The organism is Ancylobacter sp. Lp-2, assembly GCF_020523795.1.
Classification (GTDB): Bacteria; Pseudomonadota; Alphaproteobacteria; order Rhizobiales; family Xanthobacteraceae; genus Ancylobacter.
On sequence record NZ_JAJALI010000002.1, the window covers coordinates 371,473 to 396,433 of the forward strand.

The following is a 24,961-nucleotide window of genomic DNA, read 5'->3' on the forward strand; positions in this document are numbered from 1 at the left end:
GCGCCGGAGACATCCAGGAAGGGCTTGCCGGGCCCGGGGGGCGCGATGATCCGCCATCACTGCACGTTCGTAGAGACGGCGGGGGAGGCGACCATGAAGACGAAGGTCCAATCCCCCTACGTTATAGACAGGAACCGCGCGGCTCCGCTCAGCCGGGGGCGAGGCTTCCGTAAAGCTCCGGCCGCCGGTCGGCGAGATGGCCGTTGGTGACCCGCGCCGCCGCCAGCGCCGCCGGGTCGAGGTCGGCATAGATGATCCCGTCCTCCTCGCCGGCGAGCACCAGATGCCCGCCGCTCGGCTCGCCGACGCAGCTCATGCCGAGATAGGTGAGGTCGCCCTCCTGGCCGACGCGGTTGGCATAGGCGACGTAGAGCAGGTTCTCGAAGGCCCGCGCCGGCACCACCACATTGGAGACCCCGACGAAGGGCTTCATGTTGGCGGTCGGCACAAGGATCAGGTCGGCGCCGTTGAGCGCCAGCGCCCGCGCCGCCTCCGGGAACTCGATGTCGTAGCAGATCAGCAGGCCCATCTTCAGCCCGGCGATCTCGACCACCTCGCCGATCCCGTCGCCGGGGGCGAACAGGTCGCGGTCGAGCGAGCCGTAGAGATGCGTCTTGCGATAGGTGAGCCGCACCGCGCCGGTACGGTCGACGAGGCGTGCCGCATTGTAGATCGCCCCGTCCGGCCCACGCTCGGGATAGCCGTAGCATAGCGCGATGCCGTGCCGGCGGGCGAGGATGGCGGCATGCCGGGCGGCGGGGCCGTCCGGTGCCTCGGCCCGCGCCTGCAGCGCGGCGCGGCCGATATTGTAGCCGGAGAGGAACATCTCCGGCGCCAGCAGCAGGTCGGCACCGGAGGCGGCCGCCTGCGCTGCCGCGGCGCCGAGGCGGTCGAGATTGGCGGCGGGGTTGCCGTGCCGATCCCCCGCCGTCTGCAGCATGGCGAGACGCATCAGCCTGCCTTCCGCGCCTTGTGCGCCGTTACCGCCATGCAGAAGATCTCGAACAGCACCTGCGCGGCGGCGTGCGGGGTGTTGGAGGTCGGGTCGTATTGCGGCGCCACCTCGACCACGTCGCCGCCGACCACGTTCAGCCCGTTGAGGCCGCGGAAGATCTCCAGCGCCTCGCGCGAGGTGAGGCCGCCGATCTCCGGCGTGCCGGTGCCGGGCGCGAAGGCCGGGTCGAGGCTGTCGACGTCGAAGGAGACATAGACCGGCCCGTCGCCCAGCACCTGCTTCGCCTTCTCGATGATGGCGGGTACGCCGAGCCCGGTGACCTCCTCGGCGTGGATGACGGTCATGCCGCTCTCATAGGAGAACTCCCACAGGAACTCCGCCCCGCCGCGAATGCCGATCTGGATGGTGCGCTCGGGGTCGAGCACGCCGTCGAGCACCGCGTTGCGGAATGGCCCGCCATGGTGGAACTTGGCGCCCTCATAGGTGCCCGAGGTGTCGCAATGGGCGTCGATGTGGAGCATGCCCACCGGCTTCTTCTCGCCGACCGCCTTGAGGATCGAGCCGGTGATCGAGTGGTCACCGCCGACCGAGAGCGGGATCACCCCCGCCGCGACGATCTTCTTGTAGAACGCCTCGATGTCGGCGTGGCAGGCGTCGAGGCTGAAGCGCGAGCGGAACGGCACGTCGCCGATGTCGGCGACCTTCACCTCGGCGGCCGGCACCATGCCGAGCACGTGCTCATAGGGGCCGATGCGCTCGATGGCGCGCACGGCGCGCGGCCCGAGCCGGGCGCCGGCGCGGTTGGTGACGCCGAGATCCATCGGCACGCCGATCAGCGCCATGTCGAGGCCGCCGAAATCGGCGAGCTCCTGCACCTCCGGCCGATAGGGGGCGTCGAGCAGGGTGGCGGCGCCCGCCCATGGCCAGACCCGCTTCTCGCCGTCCTTGAACTGCAGTTCGGCGACGCGCTTGAAGGTGGCGTCATAGACGACGCCACCGGCGACGTCGGCATATTTCGCCCGCAGCTTGGCGAGCTTGTCCTGGTCCGACATAGGGCCCTCATCAACAAAGGATGCGGGCAATCTATCCGGGTAGGGCCAAGCCGGGGAGGGGGCCTAAGGTCGCCCCCGCCATTTATCTGTGCATCTCACCCGATGCTCATCAGGCTGGCATTGCCGCCGGCCGCCGCGGTGTTGGTGCTCACCGAGCGCTCCAGCACCAGGAGGTCGAGCGGATAGCCGGCCCCGCGCGCCAGTTCGTCCGGGTTCAGCCCGTGCACCAGCGCGATCGGTCCGTCACGGTCGGCCACGGACTGGTTGAGCTGGCGCAGCGCGTCGCCATCGCCTTCGAACAGCACCGCGTCGAAGCGGGCGGTACCGATGTCGCCGGTCGTCTGGATCCGCCCCTTCAACGCCTCCGGCAGAGCCGGCGGCGTCGCCGAGGCGATCAGCGCGCGGTTGCCGGTGGCGAGCGCCGAGCAGACCTGCACGGCGAGGCCCGCCTCCGTCTGGGCGAGGCACAGCACGGTGCCGCGCGGCACCAGTTCATAGGCGTTGCGCTCGCCCACCGGGCCGGGCAACACGGTGGAGGCCAGCAGCGCCGGCGCGCCCAGTACCGCGCCGCACAGGTCGCGCGCCGCCGGGTCGGAGACGAAGTCCGTCCAGGTCCGCGCCGCCTCGGTGGCTTCGGCGGAGACCGCCGGCCGGCTGGCCGCCGGGCGGGTGGCGAGCAGCCGGCCGAGATAGAGCGGCCCGCCCGCCTTCGGCCCGGTGCCGGAAAGCCCGTGTCCGCCGAAGGGCTGCACACCCACCACCGCGCCGATGATGTTGCGGTTCACATAGATATTGCCGGCCTCGATGCGCGAGGTCACCTCGCCGATGGTCTCGTCGATGCGGGTGTGCAGGCCGAAGGTGAGGCCGTAGCCGGTGGCGTTCACCGCCTCGATCAGCTCGCCGATCTGCTCGCGCTTGTAGCGCAGCACGTGCAGCACCGGGCCGAACACCTCGCGGGTCAGCTCGGCGGTCGAGCTGATCTCGATCAGCGTCGGCGGCACGAAGGTGCCGTGCGCGCAGTCCTCCGTCAGTTCCAGTTGCTCCACCGTGTGGCCGGAGCGGCGCATGCGCTCGATATGCGCCTCGATGGTGGCCTGCGCCTCCGAGGTGATCACCGGGCCGACATCGGTGGCGAGATGCACGGGGTTGCCGATGGCGAGCTCGTGCAGCGCGCCCTTCAGCATGGTCAGGGTGCGCTCGGCGATGTCGTCCTGCAGGCACAGGATGCGCAGGGCCGAGCAGCGCTGGCCGGCGGAATCGAAGGCGGAGGCGAGCACGTCGCCCACCACCTGCTCGGCGAGCGCCGAGGAATCGACGATCATCGCGTTCTGCCCGCCGGTCTCGGCGATCAGCGGGATCGGCTGGCCGTCCGGCGTGAGTCGCCCGGCGAGTTGGCGCTGGATCAGCCGCGCCACCTCGGTCGAGCCGGTGAACATCACGCCGCGCGTGCGGGCATCGCCCACCAGCGCCGCGCCGACATCGCCGGCGCCGGGCAGCAGCTGCAAGGCCCCGGCGGGTACCCCGGCCTCGCGCAGGATGTTCACCGCGGCGAAGGCGATCAGCGGCGTCTCTTCCGCCGGCTTGGCCAGCACCGGATTGCCGGCGGCGAGCGCGGCGGCAACCTGCCCGGTGAAGATGGCGAGCGGGAAGTTCCACGGGCTGATGCAGACCACCGGCCCCAGCGGGCGGTGGGTGTCGTTGGAGAAGCCGTCGCGCGCCTGCGCCCCGTAATAACGCAGGAAGTCGACCGCCTCGCGCACCTCGCCCACCGCATTGGGGTAGGACTTGCCGGCCTCGCGCACCACGATGCCGATCAACTCGGGCATCCGCGCCTCGAAGGCGTCGGCGGCGCGGGCGAGGCAGGCGGCGCGCTCGGCCGGTGTGGTGGACTGCCAGATCGGCGCCGCCGCCACCGCCAGTTCCATGGCGCGGGCGCACAGTTCCGGCGTGGCGTCCTCCACCGCGCCGACGAAATCGCGCCGGTCGGCCGGATTGCGAATGTCGCGGGCAACGCCTGCCGTCGCGCCATCGCCGAGCAGCGGCACCGCCTTCAGCGGCTGCGTCGAGCCGGTCAGCAGCGCCGCCGCCAGCGAGGCGAGGCGCTGCTCGTTGGAGAGGTCCAGCCCCTGCGAGTTGCGCCGCTCCGCGCCGAACAGCTCGGCCGGCGCAGCGATCTTCGGGTGCGGCGCGCCGACCGGCTCCAGCCGTCCGGCCACCTCGGCCGGCGCCTCGATCAGCTCGTCGATCGGCACGTTGACGTCGGCGATGCGGTTGACGAAGGAGGAATTGGCGCCGTTCTCCAGAAGGCGCCGCACCAGATAGGCGAGCAGCGTCTCATGCGTGCCGACCGGCGCGTAGATGCGGCACGGCCGGTTCAGCTTGTCCTTGCCGACCACTTCCTCATAGAGCGGCTCGCCCATGCCGTGCAGGCACTGAAACTCGTACTGGCCGCCATAATAGTTCGGCCCGGCGATCTCGAAGATGCTCGCCACTGTCTGCGCATTGTGGGTGGCGAATTGCGGGAACACCGCGTCGGCCGCGCCGAGCAGCTTGCGGGCGCAGGCGATGTAGGAGACGTCGGTGTGCACCTTGCGGGTGTAGACCGGAAAACCCTCCAGCCCGTCGACCTGCGCGCGCTTGATCTCGCTGTCCCAATAGGCGCCCTTGACGAGGCGCACCATCAGCCGGTGGCCGGAGCGGCGGGCGAGGTCGATCAGGTAGTCGATCACGAAGGGGCAGCGCTTCTGATAGGCCTGCACCACGAAGCCGATGCCGTTCCAGCCGGAAAGGCTCTCCTCGAAGCACAGCGCCTCCATCAAATCGAGCGACAGCTCCAGCCGGTCGGCTTCCTCAGCGTCGATGTTGAGGCCGATGTCGTAGTGGCGGGCGAGGCGGGCCAGCGAGACCACGCGCGGCAGCAATTCGCCCATCACCCGCTCATATTTGGCGCGGGAATAGCGTGGATGCAGCGCCGACAGCTTGATGGAGATGCCTGGCCCCTCATGGATTCCGCGCCCGGCGGAGGCCTTGCCGATGGCGTGGATCGCCTGTTCGTAGTCGGCTAAATAGCGCTGGGCATCCTCCGCCGTGGTCGCCGCCTCGCCGAGCATGTCGAAGGAGTAGCGAAAGCCCTTCGCCTCCATGGCGCGCGAATTGGCCAGCGCCTCGGAGATGGTCTGGCCGGTGACGAACTGCTCGCCCATCATCCGCATGGCGACATCGACGCCCTTGCGGATCAGCGGCTCGCCGCCACGGCCGATCAGCCGGGAGAGCGCGCCGGTCAGGCCGGCCTCGCTATTGGTGGTGGTGAGCTTGCCGGTCAGCACCAGCCCCCAGGTGGCGGCGTTGACGAACAGCGATGGCGAGTGCCCGACATGCGCCTGCCAGTCGCCATGGCCGATTTTGTCGCGGATCAGCGCGTCGCGGGTGGCGCGGTCGGGAATGCGTAGCAGCGCCTCTGCGAGGCACATCAAGGCGACGCCTTCCTGGCTGGACAGCGCATATTCGTGGATCAGCCCCTCGACCGGCCCCTTCTGCCCCTTCTCGCGCAGCGCCGAGACCAGGGCGCGGGCGCGTGCCGATGCCGCCTCGGCCTTGGCCGCGGGCAGGGTGGCGGCCGGCAGCAGCATGGAGACGCATTCGGTCTCCGGCTGGCGATAGGCGCCGGTGATGCGGGCGCGCAGCACGCTCTGCGGCTTCACTCCCCGGGCGAAGGGCAGGAACGGGCTGTCGGTTTCAACATGGTGCGCCGCCGCGTCGGGCTCCGCCGGCTCGGGATCGATCGGCAGGCCCTGCTCGATGCGCTCGACGATGCCGATCACCGCCTGCTTCAGCAGCGAATGCGGCGTGCGCCCCTCGCTCTCCGCCGCCGCCTTGAGGCGGGCCCGCAGCTCGTCGTCGATCTTCAGGCCGATGGTGGTCGTCGCCATGGTTGCCCCCGCCAGATGGAAATATGATCACCGCTCGAATATACGGGTTGCACCTTTTTCGCAAGAAGGTGCAACCCCGTCCTCATCGGTCATTCAGGCGCCGGATCTGTTCGCATCGGCCACCGCATCGGCGATGATATTGCTCTTGCGTGGCGGCCAAACCGGCTTACCTCACCATGCTGACCGCCATCAGCCAACGGCTCCTCTCATGAACGCTCCCGCGATCCGCGTGCCGCTCTCGGTGCTCGACCTCTCCTTCGTCACCTCCGGAGGCACCGGACCGCAGGCGCTGGCCGGCACCATCGCGCTGGCCCGGCAGGTCGATGCGCTGGGCTTCACCCGCTTTTGGGTCGCCGAGCACCACAATCTGCCGTCGGTCGCCTCCGGCGCGCCGGACATCATGGCCGGCCAAATCCTTGCGGCGACACGGAATTTACGTGTCGGATCCGGCGGCGTGATGCTGCCGAACCACTCGCCGCTGATGGTCGCCGAACGCTTCAAGGTGCTGGAGGGGCTGTATCCCGGCCGGGTCGATCTCGGCCTCGGCCGCGCGCCCGGCACCGACCAGCTCACCGCCCGCGCCCTGCGCCGCCGCCGCGACATGGATCCGGCCGACGATTTCCTCGACCGGCTGAAGGAGCTGATCGCCTGGGAGACCAATGGCTGGCCGGACGACCACCCGTATCGCCACATCGCGGTGATGCCGGTCGACGTACCGCTGCCGCCGATCTGGCTGCTGGGCTCCTCCGGCTACAGCGCCCGGCTGGCGGCCCAGCTCGGCCTCGGCTTCGCCTTCGCGCATCACTTTGCGAATCATGATGTTTTGGACGCCATGCTCAGCTATCGCGACGGCTTCCGCCCCTCGCCGAACCTGGCGAAGCCGCACGCGATCCTGGCGCTGGCGGTGGTGTGCGCCGACACCGACGAGGAGGCGGAGTATCTCGCCGGCAGCATCGATCTCTCGCATCTGCGGCGCCAGCACGGCGAGTACCGGCCGATCCCGACGCCTGAGGAAGCCGCCGCGCATCCCTATAGCGAATCCGACCGCCGCTTCATCGCCCGCAACCGCGAGCGCGTGCTGGTCGGCGGCCCGGAAAAGGTGGCGCAAGGCCTCGCCCGCTTCATCGAGACCACGCAGGCGGACGAATTGATGATCACCACCGCCATCCACGGCCTCGCGGCGAAGCAACGCTCCTACGAATTGCTCGCCGAGATGGCCGGCCTGTCCGTCCCCGCCTGACGCGACGAGCGGGTCACCAGCCAGATGCCGAGCGCGATCGGCAAAATGCCAATGATATCAAGGGCAGGCACGCGCTCGCCGAGCAGCAGCCAACCGAAGAACAGGCCAAGCGGCGGCATGGCGAAATGCAGGCTGGAGGCGGCGGTCGCGCTCGACCGCGTCAGCAGGAAGAACCACAGCCCGTAGCCGCCGATCGACACCGCGAAGACGAGGAAGCCCAGCCCGACAAGGAACCCGCCGGTGACATGCACATCGGCGAGGCTTTCGGTGAGCGCAGCGAAGGGCAGCAGCACCACCGCGCCGGTGAGGCACTGGATGGCATTGCCGGTCCACACGCCGCCGCGCGGCTTGAAATATTTGAAGGCCAGCGTGCCGGCGGCGAGGCCGAGCATGCCGATGCCGATCAGCAGCGTGCCGAACGCATCCTCGTGCCCGCCGACGAGCCGCGAGCGCAGCACGATGACCACGCCGAGGAGGCCGAGCCCGAGCCCGAGCCACTTGGTGAGGTTCAGCCGCTCTCCCAGCAGTGGCCCGGCGAGCAGCGCCACCACCAGCGGGTTGCAGCTGATCAGTACCGCATTGTAGCCGGACGAGGTGATGGTCAGCCCGATCCAGTTCACCCCGAGATAGACGGCATTGTTGAGGATGCCGCACAGGATCAGCGCGTAGACGTCGCGCCGGCGCATGCTGGCGAGCCTGGCCCTGCCGTCCACTTTCGCCGCCAGCGCCAGCATGATGCCGCCGGCCAGCGTCAGGCGCACCACCAGCAGGATGAGCGGCGGGCAGTCCATCAGCGCCATCTTGGCGAAGGCGAAGGCCGAGGACCACAACAGGCAGAAGGCCAGCACCAGCGCGAACAACTGGCGGCTCGACACCGCGCCGGCACCCTCGGCGGGGAGGGTGGCATTGCCACCTGACAGGGAATTCTGGCTCATCTCGGCGCCTCGGAACGCTTGGTCCGTGAAAGTCGCGCGACCATAGGCGCCCCTGCCGGCATCGGGAAACGAGATGTTCCGATAGGGGGCATTCGGAACGTCGATGACCACCGGGTGACCGCCGCGACACCCACGCCCCCCGGCACGTCGCCGTGTCTTTACGCTTTCCTTATGCGCGGCCCGTGCATCCGCAATCGAAACCTGACCCGTACCGGGCGCAATCTCCCGCGATCCTGAAACCTTGGGAGCTCTGCCATGGCAGACGTCGTTTTTCTCCTGGTCGGCATCGCCGCGCTCGCTGCGCTCGGCGTCTATGCCCGCCTCCTCGCCCGGCTGTCGTGAGGCCGCAATCATGATCGAACCGCTTCTGGGGCTCGCCGTGGCCCTCGCGCTCGGCGCCTATCTCGTGGTGACGCTGCTGCGTCCCGAGCGCTTCTGAACGACGGGAGACAACAACAATGACACTCGTCGGATGGGCGCAGATCGCCGTCCTGTTCCTCCTCGTACTCGTCACCGTCAAGCCGCTCGGCCTCTACATGGCCCGCGTCTTCTCCGGCGAGCGGACCTTCCTCTCACCCGTGCTTTCCCCGGTCGAGCGCGGCTTCTACCGCCTGTCGGGCATTGACGAGAACCGCGAGCAGGGCTGGCTCGCCTACACGCTGGCCATGCTGGCCTTCTCGGTGATCGGCTTCGTGTCGCTCTATGCGATCATGCGTTTCCAGGACGTGCTGCCGCTGAATCCGCAGGGCTTCCCGGCGGTGCCGCCGGACCTTGCTTTCAACACCGCGGTCAGCTTCCTCACCAACACCAACTGGCAGAACTATGCCGGCGAGACCACGATGAGCCATCTCACCCAGATGGCCGGGCTCACCGTGCACAACTTCACCTCGGCGGCGACCGGCATCGCGCTGGCCATGGCCGTCACCCGCGCCTTCGCCCGCTCCAAGGCGACCACGCTCGGCAATTTCTGGGTCGATCTCGTCCGCGCCAATCTCTACGTGCTGCTGCCCTTCGCGGTGGTGACGGCGCTGGTGTTCGTCGCCATGGGGCTGCCGCAGACGCTCGACGCCTCGGTCACCGCCACCACGCTGGAAGGCGCGCAGCAGACCATTGCGCTCGGCCCGGTGGCCAGCCAGGAGGCGATCAAGCAGATCGGCACCAATGGCGGCGGCTTCTTCAACGTCAATGCCGCGCATCCGTTCGAGAACCCGACGGCGCTGTCGAACCTCCTCAACATCTACGTCATGCTGGCGATCTCCGCGGCGCTGGTCATCACCTTCGGCCAGATGGTCGGCGACCGCCGGCAGGGCTGGGCGTTCCTCGCCACCATCGCGGTGCTGCTCATCGCCGGCGTCGGCTTCGTCTACTGGGCGGAGACCTATGGCAACCCGATCCTGACCAGCCTCGGCCTCGACCCGTCCATGGGCAACATGGAGGGCAAGGAGGTGCGGTTCGGCCAGTCGGCGAGCGCGCTCTATGCCGCGGTCACTACCGGCCTGTCGGATGGCGGCGTCAACGCCATGCACGGCTCGTTCACCGGTCTCGGCGGCATGGTGCCGATGTTCCTCATCCAGCTCGGCGAAGTGCTGCCAGGCGGCACTGGCTCGGGCCTCTACGGCCTGATCGTCTTCGCGCTGCTCTCGGTGTTCGTCGCCGGCCTGATGGTCGGGCGCACGCCGGAATTCCTCGGCAAGAAGATCGAGGGCCGCGAGATGAAGTACGCCGTGCTGGCGATCCTCATCCTGCCGCTCGCCATTCTCGGCTTCGCGGCGATCTCGGCCATGCTGCCCTTCGCGGTGGCGAGCGTCGGCACACCGGGTCCGCACGGCCTGTCGGAGATCCTCTACGGCTTCACCTCGGCGGCTGGCAATAACGGCTCGGCCTTTGGCGGCCTCACCGGCAACACGCCCTGGTACAACACCACCCTCGGCATCGCCATGCTGCTCGGCCGCTTCGCCTATGTCATCCCGGTCATGGCGCTCGCCGGCTCCATCGCGGCCAAGGTGAAGGCGCCGGTCTCGGCGGGCACCTTTCCCACCCATACGCCGCTCTTCGTCGGCCTGTTGATCGGCATCATCCTGATCCTGGGCGGCCTGCAATTCTTCCCCGCACTCGCCCTCGGGCCGATCGTCGAGCAGTTCGCCATGCTCGCCGGCCAGACCTTCTGAGGTTCCGACCCATGTCGAATCGTACAACCTCCGCCCACCAATCGTCCCACGCGCCGGCGGCGCCCGGCCTGTTCGCCCCGGCCATTCTCGGCCCGGCGGTGGTCGCGGCCTTCCGCAAGCTCGATCCGCGCCAGCTGATGCGCAATCCGGTGATCTTCGTCACCGAGGCGGTCGCGGCGCTGGTCACCCTGCTGTTCGCCCGCGACCTCGTCATGGGCGGCGACGCCGGCTTCTCCGGCCAGATCGCCGCCTGGCTGTGGTTCACCGTGCTGTTCGCCACCTTCGCCGAGGCGGTCGCCGAAGGGCGCGGCAAGGCGCAGGCCGACAGCCTGAAGCGCGCCCGCTCGGAACTCACCGCGCGGCTGAAGCATGAGGGCAGCCGCATCGAGAAGGTGCCCGCCACCACGCTGAAGATCGGTGACGTCGTCATCGTCGAGGCCGGCGAGCTGATCCCGGCCGATGGCGAGGTCATCGAAGGCGTCGCCTCGGTCAACGAGAGCGCCATCACCGGCGAATCCGCCCCGGTGATCCGCGAGGCCGGCGGCGACCGTTCCGCCGTCACCGGGGGCACCCAGCTGCTGTCCGACCGGCTGGTCATCCGCGTCGCGGTGGCGCCGGGTGGCGGCTTCGTCGACCGCATGATCGCGCTGATCGAGGGCGCCAAGCGGCAGAAGACCCCGAACGAGATCGCCCTGTCGATCCTGCTCTCGGGCCTGACGCTGATCTTCCTCATCGCCGTCGTCACGCTGTGGGGCCTCGCCGGCTATTCCGGCACCGTGCTGTCGGTGACGGTGCTCGCCGCCCTGCTGGTGACGCTGATCCCGACCACCATCGGCGGCCTGCTCTCGGCGATCGGCATCGCCGGCATGGACCGGCTGGTGCGCTTCAACGTCATCGCCACCTCTGGCCGCGCGGTGGAGGCGGCCGGCGACGTCGACACGCTGCTGCTCGACAAGACCGGGACCATCACCTTCGGCAACCGCATGGCGACCGACTTCCTCCCCGTGCCTGGCGTTTCCGAGAAGGTGCTGGCGGAAGCCGCATTGCTCGCCAGCCTCGCCGACGAGACTCCGGAGGGCCGTTCCATCGTCGCCTTGGCGACAGGCGAGTACCGCGTGCCGGGTCCCACCGCGCAGCCGGACGCGGTGATTCCCTTCGCCGCCGAAACCCGGCTGTCGGGCGTCGACCTCGGCACCCGCAAGTTGCGCAAGGGCGCGGTGGACGCCGTGCTGCGCTTCGCTGGCGTCGAGGAAGCCCGCGCGCCGGAAGCCTTCCGCGCCGCGGTGGACCGCATCGCCCGTTCCGGCGGCACCCCGCTCGCGGTGGCCGAGGGCGACCGGTTGCTCGGCGTCGTGCACCTGAAGGACGTGGTGAAGCCCGGCATCAAGGAGCGCTTCGCGCAGATGCGCGCCATGGGCATCCGCACGGTGATGGTCACCGGCGACAACCCGGTCACCGCCGCCGCCATCGCCTCGGAGGCCGGCGTCGACGACTTCCTCGCCCAGGCGACGCCGGAGGACAAGCTCGCCTATATCCGCAAGGAGCAGGAGGGCGGCCGGCTGATCGCCATGTGCGGCGACGGCACCAATGATGCGCCCGCGCTTGCCCAGGCGGATGTCGGTGTCGCCATGCAGACCGGTACCCAGGCCGCGCGCGAAGCCGCCAACATGGTCGACCTCGATTCCTCGCCGACCAAGCTCATCGAGATCGTCGAGATCGGCAAGCAACTGTTGATGACGCGCGGCTCGCTGACCACCTTCTCCATCGCCAACGACGTGGCGAAGTACTTCGCCATCATCCCGGCGCTGTTCGTCGCCACCTATCCCGGCCTGAACGCGCTCAACATCATGGCGCTGACCTCGCCGCAATCGGCGATCCTGTCGGCGGTGATCTTCAACGCGCTGATCATCATCGCGCTGATCCCGCTCGCGCTGAGGGGCGTCTCCTACCGTCCGTCCGGCGCGGCGGCGCTGCTGCGCCGCAACCTCCTCGTCTACGGCGTCGGCGGGCTGGTCCTGCCCTTCATCGGCATCAAGCTGGTCGACCTCGCCGTCGCCGCCCTGCATCTGGTGTGATCATGTTGAAGCATCTTCGTCCTGCTATCGTTCTCACCGTACTTCTCACTGCACTGCTCGGTCTGGCCTATCCGCTCGCCATCACCGGCATTGCGGGGGCGGCCCTGCCGGCACAGGCGAGCGGCAGCCTCGTCACCCGCAACGGTACTCTGGTGGGCTCAGTCCTGATCGGCCAGAGCTTCGCCTCCGAGCGGTATTTCTGGTCGCGCCCCTCGGCCACCGGCCCGGATCCCTACAATGCCGGGGCGTCCTCCGGCTCCAATCTCGGCCCGACGGCCGCCAAGCTGAAGGACCGGGTCGCCGCCGACGTCGAGAAGCTGCGCGGTGCCGGCATCGAGGGCGATATCCCCGCGGATGCCGTCACCACCTCCGGTTCGGGTCTCGACCCGGACATCTCGCCGGACTTCGCCCGCGCCCAGGTCGCCCGCGTCGCCAAGGCGCGCGGCCTCGACGCTGCCGCGGTCGATGCCCTCGTCGACCGCAACGTGCAAGGGCGCGAACTCGGCTTCCTCGGCGAGCCGCGGGTCAATGTGCTAAGGCTCAACCTCGCGCTCGACGGACTGAAGAGCTGACGGGATTTCAACGAGATGGCGGCAACCGAGCCCCGTGACGAGGGCAGGCCGGATCCGGACGCGCTGCTGGCGGTGATGCGCCAGGAAACGCGGCCGGACGGCACGCGCGCCGACGGGCGCGGCCGCCTCACCATCTTCCTCGGCGCCGCTCCGGGCGTGGGCAAGACCTATGCGATGCTTGCCCGCGCCCGCAAGCTCAAGGCCGACATCGTGGTCGGCCTCGCCGAGACCCATGGCCGTTCCGAGACTGCCGAGCTGCTCGACGGCCTCGAGGTCCTGCCGCGCCGGCGCGTGCCCTATAAGGGCCGCGTCATCGAGACCTTCGACCTCGACGCCGCGCTGGCCCGCAAGCCGCGCATCCTGATTCTCGACGAGCTCGCCTCCTCGAATCCCGAGGGCTCGCGCCATCCCAAGCGCTTCCAGGACATCGAGGAACTGCTGGCCGCCGGCATCGACGTCTGGACGGCGCTGAACATCCAGCACCTCGAAAGCCTCGCCGATGTGGTGGCCAACATCACCGGCATCCATGTCCGCGAGCAGGTGCCGGACACCGTGCTGCAGAAGGCCGACGAGATCGTGCTCGTCGACCTGCCGCCGGCGGAACTGATCGAGCGGCTCAAGGACGGCAAGGTCTATCTGCCGGAGAGCGCGCGGCGCGCCTCCGAGCGGTTCTTCCGCCTCGGCAACCTCACCGCGCTGCGCGAGCTGGCGCTGCGCCGCACCGCCGACCGCGTCGACGACGACATGGTCGACTATCTCAAGGGCCACGCCATCGAGGGGGCCTGGGCCTCCTCCGAGCGGCTGCTGGTCTGTGTCGGCGCCGATGTGCTGTCGGAAAAGGTGGTGCGCGAGGCGAGCCGGCTGGCCTCCGGCCTCAACGCCTCCTGGACCGTGGTGTCGCTGGAGCGTGCCGACCGCGAGACCGGGGAGGGCGCTCCGGCGCGCATCGATGAATTGCTGCGCCTCGCCGAACGGCTGGGGGCGGAGACGCGGCGGATCACCGCCAACGACTTCGTCACCGAGCTCATCCGCCTCGCGCGCCGCGAGCACGTCACCCAGATCGTCATTGGCGCCCCGAACCGCCGTCGCTGGCCCTTGCTGCGTCGGCCGTCGCTCGCCGACGAGATCGTCGCCCAGGTGCCCGGCATCGCCGTGCACATCGTCACCAGCGACCAGGCCGAGGACACCTTGGCGCCGCGCCGCCGCACTCGCCGGCCGCGCGAGCTGGCCCGCAGCGCCGTGTATGCGGTCGCCAGCGTCGTTGCCGCCGCGCTGATCGGCACCGCCATCGAGCGGACGATGCACCTGCCCAATGTCTCGCTGCTGTTCATGATGGCGGTGGTGGTGGCGGCGATCCGCGCCGGCTACGGCGCCGCCCTCCTGGCCGCCATATTGTCAGGCCTCGCCTACAATTACTTCTTCATCCCGCCGCTCTACACCTTCACCATCGCCTCGCCGCACGAGGTGTTCGCCTTCGTGGTGTTCCTGCTCGCCGCGCTGCTGGCCGGCGGCCTGGCCTCGCGGGTGAGCGAGCAGGCGCGCACCGCCCGGGCGCGGGCGAGTTCGCTGCAATCGCTGTATGATTTCTCGCGCAAGCTCTCCGGCAATGCCGAGGCCGAGGACGTGCTCTGGGCGGCGGTGTCGCAACTGCACGAGACCTTCGGCCGTCCGGCAGCGATCCTCACCTCGCAGAACGGCGCGGTGGCGCTGGCCGCCGCCTGGCCGCCCGACGCCGATCTCGAGGTTGGCGACATGAGCGCCGCGCGCTGGGCCTTCGAGCACCGCGAGGCCGCCGGGCGCGACACCGGCACACTGCCATCTAGCCGCTGGCAGTTCCGGCCGATGACCAGCCCGCACGGGGTGGTCGGCATTCTCGGCCTGCGCTGGGATGGCGAGCCCTTCGACGGCGCCGCCGAGCCGATGCTGGCGGCGATCATGGACCAGACCGCCATCGCGCTCGACCGGGCGCGGCTGGCCGAGCAGAGCATCGCCCAGGCGGCGCGGCTGCAGAGCGACAGCCTGCGCACCGCGCTGCTGTCCTCGATCTCGCACGATCTGCGCACGCCGCTCGCCACCATCACCGGCGCGGTGACCAGCCTGCGCCAGCTCGGCACGCGCATGGACGCGGCGAGCCGCGACGACCTGCTCGCCACCATCGAGGAGGAGGGCGGGCGGCTGTCGCGCTTCGTCTCCAACCTGCTCGACATGACCCGCATCGAGTCCGGCACGCTGGAGGCGCGGCGCGATTGGCTCGACGTCGGCGACGTCATCCGCGCCGCGGTGGAGCGGTGCGCCCGCTATTACCCCCAGCTGGTCATCGACGTATCGATCGCGCCCACGCTGCCGCTGATGCAGGGGGACAGCGTGCTGCTCGGCCAGGTGCTGTTCAACCTGCTCGACAACGCCGCCAAATACGCCGCCGGCGAGCCGGTGCGGATCTTCGCCCGCACCGAGGGAGGCGAGATCGTCATTTCGGTGACGGATGCCGGCAAGGGAATCGCGCCCGGGGATATCGACAAGGTGTTCGAAAAGTTCTTTCGTCCCGGCTCGCCGGACGGGCGCCCGCCCGGCACCGGATTGGGATTGTCGATCGCGCGAGGTTTCGTCGACGCCATGGGCGGCAGTATCAAGGCCGAGAGCCCGGCCACCCGGCGACGCGGCACCCGCATGGTGCTGCGGTTCCCGATTCCGCCCGGCGAGGTATCCGCCGCGTCGCCGGAGGCGCCCCTGCCGGAGACGCCTGCATCATGAGCGCCGACCGTATTCTCGTCGTCGACGACGAGCCGCAGATCCATCGTTTCCTGCGCCCCGCGCTCAGCGCCGCCGGCTACGACGTCGTGGAAGCGTCGACCGGCGCGGCGGCGCTGAAGGCGGCGGCGACGGCGGCGCCCGATGTCGTCATCCTCGATCTCGGCCTGCCCGATATGGACGGCAAGGACGTCGTCGCCCAGTTGCGCGGCTGGTCGCAGGTGCCGATCATCATCCTCTCCGCCCGCGACCGCGAGAGCGAGAAGATCGCCGCCCTCGACCTCGGCGCCGACGATTATGTCGAGAAGCCCTTCGGCATCGGCGAGCTCACAGCCCGCATCCGCGCCGCGCTGCGCCATCGCCTCGCCGCCGATGCGGAGGCCGATCACGTCGAGGTGGACGGCCTCGTCATCGACACGCTGCGTCGCCTCGTCAGCCGCGACGGCGCGCCGGTGAAGCTCACGCCGAAGGAATACGACCTGCTGGCGCTGCTGGCCCGGCATACGGGGCGGGTGGTCACTCACCGCACCCTGCTCACCTCGATCTGGGGTCCCGCCCATGGCGAGGACCTGCATTATCTCCGAGTGTTCATCGGCCAGCTACGCGCCAAGATCGAGCGCGATCCCACCCGGCCGGCGATCATCCGCACCGAACCGGGCGTCGGCTACCGCTTCATGGCGGAATGAACGTCAGGCGATGCCGTCGAGCAGGTCGGCGACCTCGTCGGGCATGCTGAGGAAGGGCGAGTGGCCGGCATCGAGCTGGTGCACGGTCGCACCCGGCACGGCGGCCTGCATCTCGCGCTGCACCGGCAGCGGCAGGGCGCAGTCCTGCAGGCATTCGACATAGTGCCGCTCCAGCTGGCCGTAGCGGCTCGGCGTGACGGTCGAGACCGCCGCGAACGGCACATGCGGCGTGACCGGGATGAGGTTGGGCAGCGCCACCTCGATCTGGTGCGGCGTGCAGTCGGAATAGAGCGAGCGCACGATGAGGTGGCGCTTGGTGAAGTCGAGGCCCAGCCCTTCGCGCGTCACGCGCAGCATGCCCTGCGTCTCGAGGATCGCCGGATGCCGGAGATGGGTCTGCGTCATCACGAAGTCGCGGGCGCTCTTGCCGTTCGGCGCCATGAAGCCGGTGAGATAGACCAGCGCCTGCACGCGCTCCGGCATCAGCTCGCCGAGCCAGCTGGCGGTGGCGCCCCCGACGCTGTGGCCGACGAGGATCGCCCGGCCCTCGATGTCCTCCAGCGCGGCGCGGGCGCTAGCAGCATAGGTCGGAAGGTCTGGAATATGGGCGATGGGCGTCGGGTCGAAGCCGTGCCCGGCCATATCGGGGGTGATCACCGCATGGCCCATGGCCGCGAGCCGATTCGCCACCTGCACGAAGCAGCCGCCCCAGTGCCAGGCACCGTGAATGAGGATGAAGGTCGCCATCGATTCCTCGCCATTCGATCTGGTATTTTGTGCGCCGTCCTAGACCCCGGCCCGCCCGCCGTCCAGAGCCCGAACATGCGCGGTGCCGGCTTCCGTCGCCCGCCCGGTCGGAGTATGTTTTTGCGCCATGGCGCCGGATTGGGCAGCGGGCGCCGGGCGGGAGCAAACATGCCGTATCGTCACCTCATCGGGCCGCGCAGCTACGTTTTCGCCGATCTCAAGGAGTTGATGGCCAAGGCTACGCCGCTGCGTTCCGGCGACATGCTGGCCGGCATCGCCGCCACCTCGGCGGAGGAGAACGTCGCCGCCCGCATGTGCCTCGCCGAGGTGCCGCTCGCCACCTTCCTCACCGAGGCGCTGGTGCCCTACGAGGCCGACGAGGTCACCCGGCTGATCATCGACACGCACGATGCGAGCGCCTTCCGCCCGGTCTCCCACATGACGGTCGGCGACTTCCGCGACTTCCTGCTGTCCGATGCCGCCTCGCCGCAGGCGCTGGCTGCGCTCGCCCCCGCCGTCACCCCGGAGATGGCGGCGGCGGTGTCGAAGATCATGCGCAACCAGGACCTCATCGCGGTGGCGCGCAAGTGCCGGGTGGTGACGAAGTTCCGCGACACCATCGGCCTGCCCGGCACCATGGCGGTGCGGCTGCAGCCGAACCATCCCACCGACGACCCGGCCGGCATCACCGCCTCCATCCTCGACGGCCTGCTCTATGGCTGCGGCGACGCGGTGATCGGCATCAATCCCGCCTCGGACAGCATTCCGGTGCTCAGCGAGCTGCTGAAGCTCACCGACGACATCATCGCCCGCTTCGACATTCCGACCCAGGCCTGCCTGCTCACCCACGTGACCACCTCCACCGAGGTGATCAATCGCGGCGTGCCGGTCGATCTCGTCTTCCAGTCGATCGCCGGGACGCAGGCCGCCAACGCGTCCTTCGGCATCAACCTCGCCACCTTGAGGGAGGGGCACGAGGCGGCCCTCTCGCTGAAGCGCGGCACACTTGGCGACAATGTGATGTATTTCGAGACAGGGCAGGGCTCGGCGCTGTCAGCCAATGCCCATCACGGCGTCGACCAGCAGACGCTGGAAGCGCGCGCCTATGCGGTCGCCCGTCCGTTCCGCCCGCTGCTGGTCAACACGGTGGTCGGCTTCATCGGCCCGGAATATCTCTATGACGGCAAGCAGATCATCCGCGCCGGCCTCGAGGACCATTTCTGCGGCAAGCTGATGGGCGTGCCGCTCGGCTGCGACGTCTGCTACACCAACCACGCCGAAGCCGACCAGGACGACATGGACACGCTGATGACGCTGCTCGGCGCGGCCGGCGTCACCTACATCATGGGCATTCCCGGCTCGGACGACGTGATGCTGAACTACCAGTCCACCTCGTTCCACGACCAGCTCTATCTGCGCGACGTGCTCGGCCTGAAGCGGGCGCCGGAATTCGAGGCGTGGCTGCAATCCATGGGCATCACCGGCCCGGACGGGCGGCTCAAGCCGCAGGGCGGCGCCAACCCGCTGCTCGCCTACGCCCCCGGCCTCGCGGCGTGAGGGCATGGCGATGAGCAACGAAACCCGCCCCACCAACGGCTACATCATCGAGGACGCCTGGGCGAAGCTCGCCCGCGCGACGCCGGCGCGCATCGCGCTCGGCCGTGCCGGCACCGGCCTGCCGACGCGCGAGGTGCTGCGCTTCGCCCTCGCCCATGCGCAGGCGCGCGACGCCGTGCACACCCCGTTCGAGGCGGAGGCGACCGCCGCCGCCATCGCCGCGCTGGGCTTCGAGACGCTGCATGTCGCCTCCGCAGCCCCCTCGCGCGAGGCCTATCTGCGCCGGCCCGATCTCGGCCGCAAGCTCTCGGAGGAGGGGCGCGCCACGCTCGCCCCCTATGCCGGCAGCGCGCCGGATCTCGCTTTGGTGGTGGCCGACGGCCTGTCCTCGACCGCCATCCACGCGCAGGCGGCGCCGTTCCTCGCCGCGCTCAAGCCGCGCCTCGCGGAGGAGGGCTGGAGCACCGGCCCGGTCGTCATCGCCTCGCAGGCCCGGGTGGCGCTCGGCGACGAGGTCGGCGAGATCCTGGCGTGCCGGGCGGTGGCGGTGCTGATCGGCGAGCGGCCGGGCCTGTCCTCGCCGGACAGTCTTGGCCTCTATCTCACCTTCGCGCCGAGGGTCGGCCGCTCGGATGCCGAGCGCAACTGCATTTCCAATGTGCGCGGGGATGGGCTGTCCCACGACCATGCTGCCTTCAAGCTGGCCTGGCTGCTTAAGGAAGCCCTCGCCCGCCGGCTGACCGGCGTCAGCCTGAAGGACGAGAGCGACCTGCTGCTGGTCGCCGGCAAGCCGCCCGCCTCACGCCTCGCCGGCTGACGGGGTGGCCGACGGAACGAGGGCCGGCCCGAGTTCCCCCAGCACCCAGTCGCGCAGCGTCGCCACCTCCGGCCGGTTCTCCGCGCCCTCGGGAAACACGAAGTCGAAGCCCAGCCCTTCGATCACCGGGCCGAAGGGCTGGATCAGCACGCCGGAGCGCAGTTCAGGCGCCAGCAGCGGCAGGCTGAGCAGGGCGACGCCCTGTCCGGCCACCGCCGCCTCGATGGCGCTGTTCTCATCCGTGAAGGTCAGGCCCGCCGTCGTGTCGAAGCCGGTGAGCCCCGCCTTCTCCGCCCAGTCGCTCCAGCTCGGCGTCTTGTTGTGAGACTTGGCGAGCAGCCAGTCGAAATGGATCAGATTGGCCTGCCGGAGGTCCTCCAGGCGCCTCGGCGCGATGCGCGGGCTGCACACCGGCGCGAAGCATTCGCTCATCAGCGGCACCGAGACGAGGCCGGGATAGCTGCCGCGCCCATAGCGGATCGCGGCATCCGCCTCGCCGGCGATGAGGTCGACCGCCTCGTCGGAGGCATGCAGGCGCAAATCCCAGCCCGGATGCAGCGTGCGGAAGCGGCCGGCACGCGGCACCAGCAATCGTGCCGAGAAGGCGAGCGTGGCCGACAGCGTCGCCAACCGGCGCCCGGGACGCGGGCGCGCCTGCGCCACCGCATCCGCCATCACCTCGAAGGCGCTGCCGAGCCGCGCCGCCAGGTCGAGCCCGCCGGCGGTCGGCACCACCTTGCGGGTGCGGCGGATGAACAGCGGCGTGCCGAGTTCCTCCTCCAGCAGGCGCACCTGATGGCTGATGGCGGTCGGCGTCACCCCGAGTTCCGCCGCGGCGTCCTTGAAGCTCTCCAGCCGCGCGGCGGCTTCGAAGGCGCGGAGCGACCCCAGCGGCGGCAGGCGGCGCATGACAACCTCATGGATGAATTCATCTCATCCATTGACTGAGAACTTCGCGTTTGTCGAGCTGGTTCAAGGAGCTTATCTCCATGCCGGCAAGAGACACGTGAATGTGTCTCATCTTTTCGACAGGAGTGATCCATGACCGCGTGGCTGTTTCTCGTGCTGGCGGCAGGGTTTGAAATCGTCTTCGCCCTCGCCATGAAGGCCTCCGAGGGCTTTACCCGACTGCTTCCCAGCCTGCTCACTCTGGTGGCCGGCGGCATCAGCCTCGCGCTGCTCACGTTCGCGATGAAGACCATGCCGGTGAGCCTCGCCTATCCCGCCTGGACCGCGATGGGCACGCTCGGCGCCGTCATTCTCGGCGCGGCCTTTTTCGGCGAGCCGCTCGGCCTCGGCAAGCTGCTCGCCACCGCCGCGCTGATCGGCGGCGTCGCCGGCCTTCAGATCAGCGGCTGAGGAGCCACGCCTGCAAGGCGCCGCGCTGGGCCGAGACATGCCAGCGCGGCAGCAGGGCATTCGCCGTACGCTCGCGCGCCGCGGCGGAGGCCGGCAGCGCGGTATCGCCATGTCCCTCGCCATAACGACTGTCGGTGGCCGCGACCACCAGCACCGGCGCCGCGCCGAACTGGTCCGCCGTGACATCGACGATCAGGCCGCCCTGCTGGACCCAGGCGTGTGATTGCCATTGCCGCCCATCGAAGAAGCCGTATGGCCCGATCTCCGGCTCCTGTTCCCCCAGCCGCGGCGTGCCGCTGACCCAGCGGGCGGACAAACCATGCTCCTCGATCACATGGACCAGAAACAGGCTGGAGCGTCCGCAGGTCCAGCGCGACGTCACCGTGGGAGCTTCGCCCCAGGCCGAATGCCACTCGGGCCAGATCGCCTCTAGAAAGTCCCGCGCCGCGACGGCGATGTCCCACAGGAGTTCCCGATGGCCGCCGCTCACGGCTGCCATTCGTAGATCCAGCGATAGCGCTCCAGCACGCCGGCGCCGCCCTTGGCGCGGATCACCAGATTGCGTGCGAACGCCATCGGGCCGGAGAGGTGGTACACCCGGTCCATGCCGCGCGCGGCGGCCTGCACCCGCGCTGTACGCGGCCGGCGCAGCGCCTCGTAGCGGCGCAGGGCGGAGGGGATGTCGCCTCCCTCCCGCAGGCAGGCAGCCAGCACATCTGCATCCTCGATCGCCTGCGCCGCCCCTTGGGCGAGGAACGGCACCATGGCGTGCGCGGCATCGCCGAGCAGCGTCACCCGCCCGCTGCTCCACGCGTGCAGCGGGTCGAGATCGAACAGCGCCCAGCGCAGCCAGGCGCCCGGCGCCGCCAGCAGCGCCTGCACATCGGCGCACCAGCCTTGGAAATGCCCGGCGAGCTCGCCCTTCTCGCCCTCATGGCTCCAGCCATGCGCCTGCCGTTCGTCCGGGGTGATGGCGACGAGGTTGACCGCCTTGCCGCCGCGCACCGGATAGGTGACGAGATGCGCGCCAGGGCCCAACCAGAGCCGCGTCGCCGCGTCGGCGAGATGCGCCGGCAGCCGCGCCACCGGCGCCGTCGCCCGCCAGGCGGCGCGATGCCGGAAGGAGGGCAGGGTGTGGGGAACCAGCTGTCCGCGCACCGCCGAGCGCAGACCGTCGGCGCCGATCAGCGCCGCGCCGTCGAAGATCGCCGGTGTCTCGCCGCGCCGGATGACCACGCGGACGCGGCCATCCTCCTCGCTGAAACCCTCGATGGTGGAACGCAGAAGCAGCCGGATGCGCGGCTCGGCCAGCACCGCCTCGGCGAGCGCGGCCTGAAGATCGGCGCGGTGGATGACGAGAAAGGGCGCGCCGAACCGTATCTCGGCAGCCTCGCCCATCTCCGCCTCGGCCAGCAGCCGGCCATGGCGCGCGTCCATCACCCGCATGAAGGCGGGCTGCACGGCGCGTTCCTTCACCCGCTCGAGCACGCCGAGCCGGGAGAGGCAGCTCGTGGCGTTGGCGGCGAGCTGCACGCCGGCGCCTGCTTCCTGCAGCGCTTCCGCGCGCTCCAGTATGGTAACCTCGAATCCGGCCCGCGCCAGTGCGAGCGCGGCGCTCAGCCCCCCGACACCGGCACCGGCGACGAGGATGTCACGCTCGGACAAGGAGCCTCCTCAGGCCGCGGCGGCCTCGTAGAGGCAGCCCGCCGGCACCGATTCGTCGCCGTGCAGCTTGGCGTCGAACTTGTAGAGGGTGGAGCAGTAGGGGCAGATGATCTCGTCGTCCGAGCCCATGTCGAGGAAGACATGCGGGTGGTCGTAGGGCGGCTTGGCGCCGACGCACATGAATTCCTTGGCGCCGATGGAGATAGCCGGCACGCCCGCCGAATTGTGGAAATGAGGAACGACGTGGCCCGCCATGTGTCTGCCCTGTCCGGATGGATCGAAGGGCGGCAGGATAGCCGCTGGCGTCTCCCGGCGAAAGGGGCGGCGCGGCGGCACGCGCCTCGATCCCAAGATGAGAACGCCGAAACCCGGCTTCCCGCTCAGCCGTTCATGGCCTCGTACCGCGCCCCCCTCGGCGTACTCTTGGCTTCGCCACAATGCGCGCGCATGACGCAGCGTGCTCCGCTGGTCTTGCATGATGCGCCGTCCGAACCTCGCCCGCCTCTTCGCTGCCGCCTCGCTCCTGCTCGCCCTTGCCGGCTCGGCCCACTGGCTGCTGCCGCTGGGACGGGAGGCGTTTGCGCTGCTGATGGCGCGGGACGATGCCGCCCGCCTCGCCGATCTACGCCTCGACAAGGCGCTCACCGCCGAGCGCGCCAATCGCGAGATCGACGAGGCGCTGGCCAATGACGACGCCGAGTTGGCGGCGAGCTTCCTGGAACTCGCCGACGCCCGCGCGCTGCCGATCCCGGCGGAGCGGCGGGCACGGGTGCTGGCGGCCTCCACCCATGCCGCCACGACCCTGCGCGAGGCGGGCGCGTTCGGCCGGGGATTCGTCACCGGGGAGGCGGAGGACCTGCCCAGCCTCGCCGGCGCCACGGCGGGTGACCTCACCGTCTGGGGTGACATTCGCGATCTCGGCCGGCAGGCCGGCAATTATCTGCGCGGCGACGCCGTCGATCCGCTGATGACCGGCCTCGCCGGGGTCGGCATCGCAGCAACCGCCGCCACCTACGCCGCCTTCGGTGCCCCGGTGACATTGCGGGCCGGCCTCAGCCTCGCCAAGGGTGCTCGCCGCACCGGCGCGCTCGGCCTGCGCCTCGGCGACGATCTCATCGGGCTGCTGCGCTCCGGCCGCCGCGCCCGTGCGATTGACGCCGTCGCCGATATCGGGCGTGTCGGCGAAAAAGCGGGCATGCGCGCGACGCTCGCCGGCCTGCGCCATGCCGACGACGTCACCGACGTCGCCCGACTGCGCCGGCTCTCCGAGGCCAAGGGCGGCCAGACGCTGGCGGTGCTGAAGACCCTCGGCCGCGGCGCCCTGGTGCTCGGCGAGATCGCGGCCAAGCTCGCCTTCTGGGTCGTCGCGGCGGCGTTGAATCTCCTGGGGCTGGTGGCATCGCTCAACAGCACCGTGGTGGCGCTGCTGCGGCCGCTGTGGCGCGGCGGTCGCGCCGGCCTCCTGCCGGCCTGAGCTTTCCGAACGACCGCATCACGAGCCGCCCGTCCCCATGGTTCCGAGCGGCGGCGCATGTCCGGCATGCGGAGGATCGTCTTGGCACGCCTCGCCCTGCTCAGTAGCTTGCCGGCTTCCCACTATCCCGCCTTGCCGGAGTCCCAGCCGCCATGCCGACCTTCTCCCGTGACGGTCTCGAATTCGCCTATCTCGACGAGGGCGAAGGCGAGCCGATCGTCCTCGTCCACGGCTTCGCCTCCACCAAGGAGATCAACTGGGTCGGTCCGGGCTGGGTGTCGACGCTGACCCGCGCCGGACGCCGCGTCATCGCCATGGACAATCGCGGCCACGGTGCCTCGGTGAAGCTCTACGACCGCGACGCCTACGATCCATGGATCATGGCCGGCGACGTGCTGGCGCTGATGGCCCATCTCGGCCTGCCGCGCTTCGACGTCATGGGCTATTCGATGGGCGGGCGCATCGGCGCCTGCGTCGCGTTGCTGGCGCCGGAGCGGGTGCGCACCCTCATTCTCGGCGGCATCGGCATCCATCTGGTCGAAGGCGCCGGCCTGCCGGTCACCGTCGCCGAGGCGCTGCTGGCCGACAGCCTCGACGACGTTACCGATCCGATGGGCCGCACCTTCCGCGCTTTCGCCGAGCAGACCAAAAGCGACCGCCAGGCGCTCGCCGCCTGCATCTATGGTTCGCGCCGCACGCTGACGCGCGAGGAGGTCGGCCAGATCCGGGCGCCGACCCTGATCGCCATCGGCACCCGCGACGCGGTGTCCGGCGCCGCGCGCCCGCTCGCCGAGTTGATCCCCGGCTCCGAAGTGCTGGATATCCCCGATCGCGAGCACATGCTGGCCGTCGGCGACAAGGTGTTCAAGCAGGCGGCTTTGTCCTTTCTCGACCGGCACGGATGAACTTCTTGCATCGGCCGGCCGCGCGGGGCGGGACCGCATAGGCCGCGGCCCTCAGCTGTGCTAGAACGACGCCAATT

At 69.8% G+C, this 24,961-nt stretch carries 21 protein-coding genes; 12 read left to right on the plus strand and 9 right to left on the minus strand.

Going from position 1 to position 24,961, the window contains the following annotated elements:
* Positions 1 to 148: 148 nt before the first annotated feature.
* From LGR54_RS06355 to putA, 3 genes are all read right to left on the minus strand, one after another.
* A complete protein-coding gene (locus LGR54_RS06355; RefSeq protein WP_230361118.1) occupies positions 149 to 952 on the minus strand; it encodes a carbon-nitrogen hydrolase family protein in 804 nt (267 codons plus the stop codon).
* Complete coding sequence (speB, locus tag LGR54_RS06360) at positions 952 to 2,007, minus strand: agmatinase (protein ID WP_230361119.1); 1,056 nt, start codon at positions 2,005 to 2,007, stop codon at positions 952 to 954. Before speB ends, LGR54_RS06355 begins: the two co-directional genes overlap by 1 nt.
* A 95-nt stretch (positions 2,008 to 2,102) precedes the next feature.
* Entirely contained in the window at positions 2,103 to 5,936 is a 3,834-nt protein-coding gene (gene putA, locus LGR54_RS06365; protein ID WP_230361120.1) for a trifunctional transcriptional regulator/proline dehydrogenase/L-glutamate gamma-semialdehyde dehydrogenase, read from the minus strand.
* 208 nt (positions 5,937 to 6,144) lie between these two features.
* On the opposite strand from putA, the gene LGR54_RS06370 reads away from it, so the two are divergent.
* Positions 6,145 to 7,176, plus strand: coding sequence for an LLM class flavin-dependent oxidoreductase (locus tag LGR54_RS06370; protein WP_230361121.1), 1,032 nt, complete (start codon positions 6,145 to 6,147; stop codon positions 7,174 to 7,176).
* Here LGR54_RS06370 and LGR54_RS06375 read toward each other — a convergent pair.
* Positions 7,131 to 8,111 (minus strand): DMT family transporter, encoded by a 981-nt coding sequence (locus LGR54_RS06375; RefSeq protein ID WP_230361122.1) that lies wholly within the window; start codon positions 8,109 to 8,111, stop codon positions 7,131 to 7,133. The two genes, LGR54_RS06370 and LGR54_RS06375, sit on opposite strands and share 46 nt — an antisense overlap.
* 241 nt (positions 8,112 to 8,352) lie before the next feature.
* Here LGR54_RS06375 and kdpF point away from each other — a divergent pair, with 241 nt between their 5' ends.
* From kdpF to LGR54_RS06405, 6 genes are read left to right on the plus strand one after another with little or no spacing between them, the layout of a single operon-like run.
* Positions 8,353 to 8,550 (plus strand): K(+)-transporting ATPase subunit F, encoded by a 198-nt coding sequence (kdpF, locus tag LGR54_RS06380; RefSeq protein ID WP_230361123.1) that lies wholly within the window; start codon positions 8,353 to 8,355, stop codon positions 8,548 to 8,550.
* A 19-nt stretch (positions 8,551 to 8,569) separates the two neighbouring features.
* Positions 8,570 to 10,279 carry a potassium-transporting ATPase subunit KdpA gene (gene kdpA / locus LGR54_RS06385; protein ID WP_230361124.1) on the plus strand — a complete coding sequence of 570 codons (1,710 nt, stop codon included), beginning with the start codon at positions 8,570 to 8,572 and terminating at the stop codon, positions 10,277 to 10,279.
* Between the two features lie 11 nt (positions 10,280 to 10,290).
* Positions 10,291 to 12,354, plus strand: coding sequence for a potassium-transporting ATPase subunit KdpB (gene kdpB, locus LGR54_RS06390; protein WP_230361125.1), 2,064 nt, complete (start codon positions 10,291 to 10,293; stop codon positions 12,352 to 12,354).
* 2 nt (positions 12,355 to 12,356) lie between these two features.
* Positions 12,357 to 12,926: a potassium-transporting ATPase subunit KdpC gene (gene kdpC / locus LGR54_RS06395; protein ID WP_230361126.1), complete on the plus strand. Its 570-nt coding sequence runs from the start codon at positions 12,357 to 12,359 to the stop codon at positions 12,924 to 12,926.
* Positions 12,927 to 12,941: 15 nt separating this feature from the next.
* The gene (locus LGR54_RS06400) at positions 12,942 to 15,677 is read left to right on the plus strand and encodes a DUF4118 domain-containing protein (RefSeq protein ID WP_370638149.1); all 2,736 of its coding nucleotides are present in this window, start codon (positions 12,942 to 12,944) and stop codon (positions 15,675 to 15,677) included.
* Positions 15,674 to 16,360: a response regulator gene (locus LGR54_RS06405; RefSeq protein WP_230361127.1), complete on the plus strand. Its 687-nt coding sequence runs from the start codon at positions 15,674 to 15,676 to the stop codon at positions 16,358 to 16,360. Before LGR54_RS06400 ends, LGR54_RS06405 begins: the two co-directional genes overlap by 4 nt.
* Before the next feature lie 3 nt (positions 16,361 to 16,363).
* Here the strand turns inward: LGR54_RS06405 and LGR54_RS06410 are convergent, their stop codons facing one another.
* Positions 16,364 to 17,107 carry an alpha/beta fold hydrolase gene (locus LGR54_RS06410; protein WP_230361128.1) on the minus strand — a complete coding sequence of 248 codons (744 nt, stop codon included), beginning with the start codon at positions 17,105 to 17,107 and terminating at the stop codon, positions 16,364 to 16,366.
* A gap of 168 nt (positions 17,108 to 17,275) precedes the next feature.
* Between LGR54_RS06410 and LGR54_RS06415 the strand changes: the two genes are divergently transcribed.
* Entirely contained in the window at positions 17,276 to 18,664 is a 1,389-nt protein-coding gene (locus tag LGR54_RS06415; RefSeq protein ID WP_230361129.1) for an ethanolamine ammonia-lyase subunit EutB, read from the plus strand.
* Between the two features lie 10 nt (positions 18,665 to 18,674).
* Complete coding sequence (eutC, locus tag LGR54_RS06420) at positions 18,675 to 19,481, plus strand: ethanolamine ammonia-lyase subunit EutC (RefSeq protein ID WP_230361130.1); 807 nt, start codon at positions 18,675 to 18,677, stop codon at positions 19,479 to 19,481.
* On the opposite strand, the gene LGR54_RS06425 is transcribed toward eutC, so the two are convergent.
* Complete coding sequence (locus LGR54_RS06425; protein ID WP_230361131.1) at positions 19,464 to 20,390, minus strand: LysR substrate-binding domain-containing protein; 927 nt, start codon at positions 20,388 to 20,390, stop codon at positions 19,464 to 19,466. The two genes, eutC and LGR54_RS06425, sit on opposite strands and share 18 nt — an antisense overlap.
* 132 nt (positions 20,391 to 20,522) lie before the next feature.
* Here LGR54_RS06425 and LGR54_RS06430 point away from each other — a divergent pair, with 132 nt between their 5' ends.
* A complete protein-coding gene (locus tag LGR54_RS06430) occupies positions 20,523 to 20,840 on the plus strand; it encodes a multidrug efflux SMR transporter (protein ID WP_230361132.1) in 318 nt (105 codons plus the stop codon).
* Here the strand turns inward: LGR54_RS06430 and LGR54_RS06435 are convergent.
* From LGR54_RS06435 to LGR54_RS06445, 3 genes are read right to left on the minus strand one after another with little or no spacing between them, the layout of a single operon-like run.
* Complete coding sequence (locus LGR54_RS06435; protein ID WP_230361133.1) at positions 20,830 to 21,339, minus strand: hypothetical protein; 510 nt, start codon at positions 21,337 to 21,339, stop codon at positions 20,830 to 20,832. The genes LGR54_RS06430 and LGR54_RS06435 overlap by 11 nt on opposite strands.
* Positions 21,327 to 22,505, minus strand: a complete 1,179-nt coding sequence (locus LGR54_RS06440) for an FAD-dependent monooxygenase (RefSeq protein ID WP_230361134.1) — start codon at positions 22,503 to 22,505, stop codon at positions 21,327 to 21,329. Before LGR54_RS06440 ends, LGR54_RS06435 begins: the two co-directional genes overlap by 13 nt.
* Before the next feature lie 9 nt (positions 22,506 to 22,514).
* Positions 22,515 to 22,760, minus strand: a complete 246-nt coding sequence (locus tag LGR54_RS06445) for a zinc-finger domain-containing protein (protein WP_214009683.1) — start codon at positions 22,758 to 22,760, stop codon at positions 22,515 to 22,517.
* A 220-nt stretch (positions 22,761 to 22,980) separates the two neighbouring features.
* Between LGR54_RS06445 and LGR54_RS06450 the strand changes: the two genes are divergently transcribed.
* Both LGR54_RS06450 and LGR54_RS06455 read left to right on the plus strand, forming a co-directional pair.
* Positions 22,981 to 23,979: a hypothetical protein gene (locus LGR54_RS06450; RefSeq protein ID WP_230361135.1), complete on the plus strand. Its 999-nt coding sequence runs from the start codon at positions 22,981 to 22,983 to the stop codon at positions 23,977 to 23,979.
* Between the two features lie 152 nt (positions 23,980 to 24,131).
* The gene (locus LGR54_RS06455) at positions 24,132 to 24,884 is read left to right on the plus strand and encodes an alpha/beta fold hydrolase (RefSeq protein WP_230361136.1); all 753 of its coding nucleotides are present in this window, start codon (positions 24,132 to 24,134) and stop codon (positions 24,882 to 24,884) included.
* Positions 24,885 to 24,961: the final 77 nt, after the last annotated feature.

Bases quoted from the DNA above. Each gene is read 5' to 3' on its own strand.
- kdpB (WP_230361125.1), top strand. From the start codon at position 10,291: ATGTCGAATCGTACAACCTCCGCCCACCAATCGTCCCACGCGCCGGCG.
- LGR54_RS06415 (WP_230361129.1), top strand. From the start codon at position 17,276: ATGCCGTATCGTCACCTCATCGGGCCGCGCAGCTACGTTTTCGCCGAT.
- LGR54_RS06445 (WP_214009683.1), bottom strand. From the start codon at position 22,760: ATGGCGGGCCACGTCGTTCCTCATTTCCACAATTCGGCGGGCGTGCCG.
- eutC (WP_230361130.1), top strand. From the start codon at position 18,675: ATGAGCAACGAAACCCGCCCCACCAACGGCTACATCATCGAGGACGCC.
- LGR54_RS06450 (WP_230361135.1), top strand. From the start codon at position 22,981: ATGATGCGCCGTCCGAACCTCGCCCGCCTCTTCGCTGCCGCCTCGCTC.
- putA (WP_230361120.1), bottom strand. From the start codon at position 5,936: ATGGCGACGACCACCATCGGCCTGAAGATCGACGACGAGCTGCGGGCC.
- kdpA (WP_230361124.1), top strand. From the start codon at position 8,570: ATGACACTCGTCGGATGGGCGCAGATCGCCGTCCTGTTCCTCCTCGTA.
- LGR54_RS06355 (WP_230361118.1), bottom strand. From the start codon at position 952: ATGCGTCTCGCCATGCTGCAGACGGCGGGGGATCGGCACGGCAACCCC.
- LGR54_RS06400 (WP_370638149.1), top strand. From the start codon at position 12,942: ATGGCGGCAACCGAGCCCCGTGACGAGGGCAGGCCGGATCCGGACGCG.
- speB (WP_230361119.1), bottom strand. From the start codon at position 2,007: ATGTCGGACCAGGACAAGCTCGCCAAGCTGCGGGCGAAATATGCCGAC.
- LGR54_RS06425 (WP_230361131.1), bottom strand. From the start codon at position 20,390: ATGCGCCGCCTGCCGCCGCTGGGGTCGCTCCGCGCCTTCGAAGCCGCC.
- LGR54_RS06370 (WP_230361121.1), top strand. From the start codon at position 6,145: ATGAACGCTCCCGCGATCCGCGTGCCGCTCTCGGTGCTCGACCTCTCC.
- kdpC (WP_230361126.1), top strand. From the start codon at position 12,357: ATGTTGAAGCATCTTCGTCCTGCTATCGTTCTCACCGTACTTCTCACT.
- LGR54_RS06405 (WP_230361127.1), top strand. From the start codon at position 15,674: ATGAGCGCCGACCGTATTCTCGTCGTCGACGACGAGCCGCAGATCCAT.
- LGR54_RS06435 (WP_230361133.1), bottom strand. From the start codon at position 21,339: ATGGCAGCCGTGAGCGGCGGCCATCGGGAACTCCTGTGGGACATCGCC.
- LGR54_RS06430 (WP_230361132.1), top strand. From the start codon at position 20,523: ATGACCGCGTGGCTGTTTCTCGTGCTGGCGGCAGGGTTTGAAATCGTC.
- LGR54_RS06455 (WP_230361136.1), top strand. From the start codon at position 24,132: ATGCCGACCTTCTCCCGTGACGGTCTCGAATTCGCCTATCTCGACGAG.
- LGR54_RS06375 (WP_230361122.1), bottom strand. From the start codon at position 8,111: ATGAGCCAGAATTCCCTGTCAGGTGGCAATGCCACCCTCCCCGCCGAG.
- LGR54_RS06410 (WP_230361128.1), bottom strand. From the start codon at position 17,107: ATGGCGACCTTCATCCTCATTCACGGTGCCTGGCACTGGGGCGGCTGC.